The sequence below is a fragment of the Brevibacterium sp. 2SA genome, assembly GCF_005502845.1.
Lineage (GTDB): Bacteria > Actinomycetota > Actinomycetes > Actinomycetales > Brevibacteriaceae > Brevibacterium.
The window spans coordinates 1-5,359 of sequence record NZ_SCMW01000097.1 but is presented as its reverse complement, the minus strand read 5'-3'; the positions used below and the strand labels follow the sequence as shown (position 1 = coordinate 5,359).

The following is a 5,359-nucleotide window of genomic DNA, read 5'->3' as shown; positions in this document are numbered from 1 at the left end:
GCCTTGAGCGAGTTCGACTCGAGGAGGAGTGCGGCCAGTGCGGCCGCGATGTCCGTGGCCGGAACGTTGCGGCTGAGCTCGTACTGTTCGATGACGGTCGCGAGTTCGCTGAGCTCGGTCGTCGCCAGGGCATCGTCGATGCGCTTGGTGAACTTCTCGACGCGCGTGTTCGTCAGCTCCTCGACGCTCGGCAGCGTCAGCGGTTCGACCTTCTGCTTCGTCGCGCGCTCGATCGAGCCGAGCAGACGCTGCTCACGCGGGGTGATGAAGAGGATCGCCTCACCGGAGCGGCCGGCACGACCGGTGCGGCCGATGCGGTGGACGTACGACTCCGTGTCGTGCGGGATGTCGTAGTTGACGACGAGCGAGATGCGCTCGACGTCGAGACCGCGCGCGGCGACGTCGGTAGCGACGAGGATGTCGATCTTGCCCTCGCGCAGCATCTCGACGGTGCGCTCACGCGCCTGCTGCGGGATGTCGCCGTTGATCGCCGAGGCCTTGAACCCGCGGGCCCGCAGCTTCTCCGCGAGCTCCTCGGTGGCCTGCTTCGTGCGCACGAACATGATGATGCCGTCGTACTCCTCGACCTCGAGGATCCGGGTGAGGGCATCGAGCTTGTGGGAGTGCTGGACCATGAGGTAACGCTGGCGGATGTTCGACCCGGTCTGCGACTTCGCCGCGACCCTGACCTCTTCGGGATCGTTGAGGTACTTGCCGGTGAGGCGGTGGATCGAGGTCGGCATCGTCGCGGAGAAGAGCGCGACCTGGCGGGAGTCGCCGGTCGCGTTGAAGATCTCCTCGATGTCCTCGGCGAAGCCCATCTTGAGCATCTCATCGGCTTCGTCGAGCACGAGGTGCTGGAGGTTCTGGAGCTTGAGCGAACCCCGCTTGAGGTGGTCGATGACGCGTCCGGGCGTGCCGACGACGACCTGCGCACCGCGCTTGAGCCCGGCCAGCTGCGGGCCGTAGGACTGCCCGCCGTAGATCGGGAGCACGGAGAAGTCGTCGAGGTTCGTCGCATACGAGGTGAACGCCTCGGCGACCTGGAGCGCGAGCTCACGGGTGGGGGTGAGCACGAGGGCGAACGGGCCGTCCTCGGCGCGCCCCGCCTCGGCGAGGTGGGAGAGGACCGGCAGCGCGAACGCCGCGGTCTTGCCCGTTCCGGTCTGGGCGAGGCCGATGACGTCGCGGCCCTCGACGAGGGCGGGGATGGTCGCTGCCTGGATGGGGGAGGGGGACTCGTAGCCGAGCGCATCGACGGCGCGCAGCACCTCCGGGTGGAGGCCGAGTTCGGAGAAGGTCGGGGTGGATTCGGCGGACTGTTCGGACATGAGGTCTCACTCTCACTTGCGGCACACACTTGATCGCAGATGACTGAAGTGGCGATCTACCCTGCGGCCGCTTATGCGATCATGTCTGGCAATCCGGGCCGGAACCGTACGTGTCATTCTTCAGGGCATGTGCCGATGCACAGCCGTCGGTACGGAAGATAGGTTTGGGTGTGCCCCCAGTCTACCTTGTCGTCCCGCGCCGAGGCGGTCCCCAGTGGGCAGAGAAAGTGTGAGTTCCATCGCCAGCGGCCTGTGTCCGCGGCGGGGCGCGAACCGATAGGCTGGGGAGTTGTGCGCCACGGCAGCCGGCCGTCGGCGGCAAGGAGACCAAGGAGAGTCAATCGTGGCACAGTCCAAGCTGGATGCCGTCATCGCCCTCGCCAAGCGCCGGGGCTTCGTCTTCCAAGCCGGAGAGATCTACGGCGGTACCCGGTCGTCATGGGACTACGGTCCGCTCGGTGTCGAACTCAAGGACAACATCAAGTCGCAGTGGTGGCAGACCTTCGTCCGCGGGCGTGAGGACGTCGTCGGCCTCGACTCCTCGATCATCCTGCCCAAGCGCGTGTGGGAGGCCTCGGGTCACGTCGAGACCTTCGTCGACCCCCTCGTCGAATGCCTCCACTGCCACCACCGGCACCGCGAGGACCACCTCGTCGAGGCCTACGAGGCCAAGCACGGCAAGGCACCGGCCAACGGCATGGCCGACATCGTCTGCCCCGACTGCGGCACCCGCGGTCAGTGGACGGAGCCGCAGCAGTTCTCCGGGCTTGTCAAGACCTACCTCGGTCCCGTCGAGTCCGAGGCGGGCCTCCACTACCTGCGTCCGGAGACCGCGCAGGGCATCTTCGTCAACTTCAACAACGTCGTCACCGCTGCCCGGAAGAAGCCGCCGTTCGGCATCGGCCAGATCGGCAAGTCCTTCCGCAACGAGATCACGCCCGGCAACTTCATCTTCCGCACCCGCGAGTTCGAGCAGATGGAGCTCGAGTACTTCGTCCACCCCGACGAGGCCGACTCGTTCTTCTCCACCTGGGTCGAGGACTGCTGGAACTGGTTCATCGGGCTCGGCATCGACGAGGCGAACATGCGCCGGTTCGACGTGCCTGAGGACGAGCGCGCCCACTACTCGGCGGGCACGATCGACATCGAGTACCGCTTCGGCTTCCAGGGGTCGGAATGGGGCGAGCTCATGGGCGTGGCCAATCGCACCGACTACGACCTCGGCACCCACTCCGAGGCCTCGGGCGCGAAGCTGCAGTACTTCGATCAGGCCAGCGGGGAGCGCTACACCCCGTATGTCATCGAACCCGCGTTCGGTCTCACCCGGTCGATGATGGCATTCCTCGTCGACGCCTACACCGAGGACGAGGCCCCGAACACGAAGGGCGGCACGGACACCCGCATCGTCCTCCGCCTCGACCCGCGGCTCGCCCCGGTCAAGGCGGCGGTGCTGCCGCTGAGCCGCAACGAGAAGCTCACCCCGCAGGCCAAGGAGCTCGCCGCACAGCTGCGCAAGCGCTGGAACATCGACTTCGACGACGCCGGAGCCATCGGCCGACGCTACCGTCGCCAGGACGAGATCGGCACGCCCCTGTGCATCACGTACGACTTCGACTCCCTCGACGACGGTGCGGTGACGATCCGCAAGCGCGACGACATGAGCCAGGAGCGCGTGAGCCTCGACCAGGTCGAAGCCTACCTCGCCGATCACCTCGGCGTCTGAGACTGAGGCGTCTGAGACTCAAGGGCCAGCGGACGGGCACGGTCACACGCCCCTGCCCGTCCACCTCGGCGGTCGATGATCTCACCCGCCCCACCAGCAACGACAGCGGCCCCGACACCATGACCAGGTGTCGGGGCCGCTGTCGTGTCTCACGCGCCGAGGTGGGCGATCAGAACATCGTCCACGCTTCCTTGAGGACGCTGCGGATGATCGATTCCATCTCGTCGAACTCCTTCTGACCGACGGTCAGCGGGGGCGAGAGCTGGATGACCGGGTCGCCGCGGTCGTCGGCACGGCAGTAGAGGCCGTTCTCGTACATCTTCGCCGAGACGAAGTTCTTGAGGATGCGCTCGGACTCCTCTTCGGTGAAGGACTCCTTCGTGTCCTTGTCCTTGACGAGTTCGATGCCGTAGAAGAAGCCCTCACCGCGGACGTCGCCGACGATCGGGAGGTCCTTGAGCTTCTCGAGCGTGAACTTGAACGCACCGGCGTTCTCGTGCACGTGGTCGTTGAGCTTCTCGTTCTCGAACACGTCGAAGTTCGCCATCGCGGCGGCACAGGCGACGGGGTGTCCGCCGAAGGTGTAGCCGTGGTAGAACGTCGCGTCACCGTCGGGGCCGAAGGGCTCGAAGAGGCGGTCCGAGGCGATCATCGCACCGAGCGGGGCGTACCCGGAGGTGATGCCCTTCGCCGAGGTGATGATGTCGGGGACGTAGCCGAAGTCGTTGCACGCGAACATGTCGCCGATGCGGCCGTAGGCGCAGATCGTCTCGTCGGAGACGAGGAGGACGTCGTTCTCGTCGCAGATCTCGCGCACGCGCTCGAAGTAGCCGGGAGGCGGCGGGAAGCAGCCACCGGAGTTCTGCACGGGCTCGAGGAAGACGGCTGCCACGGAGTCGGCGCCTTCGAATTCGATCGCCTCGGCGATGCGGTCGGCCGCCCAGCGGCCGAAGGCCTTCTCATCGTGCGCGTACGGTTCGGGCGCACGGTAGAAGTTCGTGTTCGGAACCTTGTAGGCACCGGGGACGAGGGGCGCGAACTGCTCGCGCAGGCCCGGCAGGGACGTCACCGACAGCGCGCCGTGCGGGGTGCCGTGGTAGGCGGTGGCGCGGGAGATGATCTTGTGCTTGCCGGGCTTGCCGGTGAGCTTGAAGTAGTTCTTCGCGAGCTTCATCGCCGATTCGACGGAGTCGCCGCCGCCGGAGGTGAGGAACACGCGGTTGAGGTCGCCGGGGGCGTAGCCTGCGAGACGCTCGGAGAGCTCGATGGCTTGCGGGTGCGCGAACGACCACAGCGGCATGAAGGGCAGCTTCATGGTCTGGTCGTACATCGCCTTAGCGATCTCCTCACGACCGTGTCCGACCTGGACGGTGAAGAGCCCGGCGAGGCCGTCGAGGTACTTCTTGCCCTGGTCGTCGAAGATGTGGTGGCCTTCGCCGCGGGTGATGATCGGTGCCTGTCCGCCGTTGAACAGGGCCTGGTGCGGTGCCATGTGCATCCACACGTTGTTGCGCACGGCTTCCTGATACGGAGTGCCGGCTCTGGTGACATTGTCTGTCATCGTGTCCCCCAATTGTATTTTTGCTTTTCGAGTGAGAGGTACATGAAGAGCTCCGTGTCGACGACGGCGTCGATCGACCGGAGTTCTCGGTTGACGAAATCGATGAGGTGTCGGTCCGATTCGCAGACGATCTCCACAAGGAGGTCGAACGACCCCGCGGTGACGACGAGATAGTCGATCTCGTCATACCCGTGCAGCCTGTCGGCGACCTTCGAGATGTCTCCGCGGACCTTCACGCCCACCATGGCCTGTCGGGCGAAGCCGAGACTGAGCGGGTCGGTCACGGCCACGATCTCCATCACGCCGGATTCGATGAGCCGTGACACCCGCTGCCGCACGGCCGCCTCGGAGAGTCCGACGGACTTGCCGATGGCAGAGTAGGACTTGCGTCCGTCGTGCTGGAGTTCGACGATGATCGCCTTGGACTTCTCGTCGAGGTTGCCCAGGCGGTGACTGCTGACGCTCGGCAGCGAGTGGGTCATTCTTCACCTCCGTGATGTGAGTCTCAGACCAACCTACCATCGATTCAGTCGGAATGCGTAGTCCTGTTTGCGGATTCAGTTGATTTCCTTGAACTTTCATTCTGTATTCGTCATCGCGGCGAGGCGGTGGGGCTGGGTGTCGGGGGTGGTTGCCGCTCAGGGCCTGCTGCGGCGGGCCGCTGGGTTGTGCCTGCTCGGGCCGCAGCGTCATCGGGACCTCGCGCCGGCCGCGTCGGTGGCGCTCCGCGCGCGCCTCATTGAC

The 5,359-nt window shown here is 65.7% G+C and carries 4 protein-coding genes; 1 reads left to right on the top strand and 3 read right to left on the bottom strand.

What is annotated here, in order from left to right; all coding sequences use genetic code 11:
• A partial coding sequence (locus FFS20_RS17610) for a DEAD/DEAH box helicase (RefSeq protein ID WP_137827069.1) occupies positions 1-1,331 on the bottom strand: 1,331 nt, incomplete at its 3' end.
• 340 nt (positions 1,332-1,671) lie between these two features.
• Between FFS20_RS17610 and FFS20_RS17605 the strand changes: the two genes are divergently transcribed.
• Complete coding sequence (locus FFS20_RS17605; RefSeq protein WP_137827070.1) at positions 1,672-3,054, top strand: glycine--tRNA ligase; 1,383 nt, start codon at positions 1,672-1,674, stop codon at positions 3,052-3,054.
• Between the two features lie 169 nt (positions 3,055-3,223).
• Here the strand turns inward: FFS20_RS17605 and FFS20_RS17600 are convergent, their stop codons facing one another.
• Positions 3,224-4,615 (bottom strand): aspartate aminotransferase family protein, encoded by a 1,392-nt coding sequence (locus tag FFS20_RS17600; RefSeq protein ID WP_137827068.1) that lies wholly within the window; start codon positions 4,613-4,615, stop codon positions 3,224-3,226.
• Positions 4,612-5,097 (bottom strand): Lrp/AsnC family transcriptional regulator, encoded by a 486-nt coding sequence (locus FFS20_RS17595; RefSeq protein WP_137827067.1) that lies wholly within the window; start codon positions 5,095-5,097, stop codon positions 4,612-4,614. Before FFS20_RS17595 ends, FFS20_RS17600 begins: the two co-directional genes overlap by 4 nt.
• Positions 5,098-5,359 lie beyond the last annotated feature (262 nt).

Excerpts from the sequence above, each read along its gene's own strand:
- FFS20_RS17595 (WP_137827067.1), bottom strand. The coding sequence starts at position 5,097 with ATGACCCACTCGCTGCCGAGCGTCAGCAGTCACCGCCTGGGCAACCTC.
- FFS20_RS17600 (WP_137827068.1), bottom strand. The coding sequence starts at position 4,615 with ATGACAGACAATGTCACCAGAGCCGGCACTCCGTATCAGGAAGCCGTG.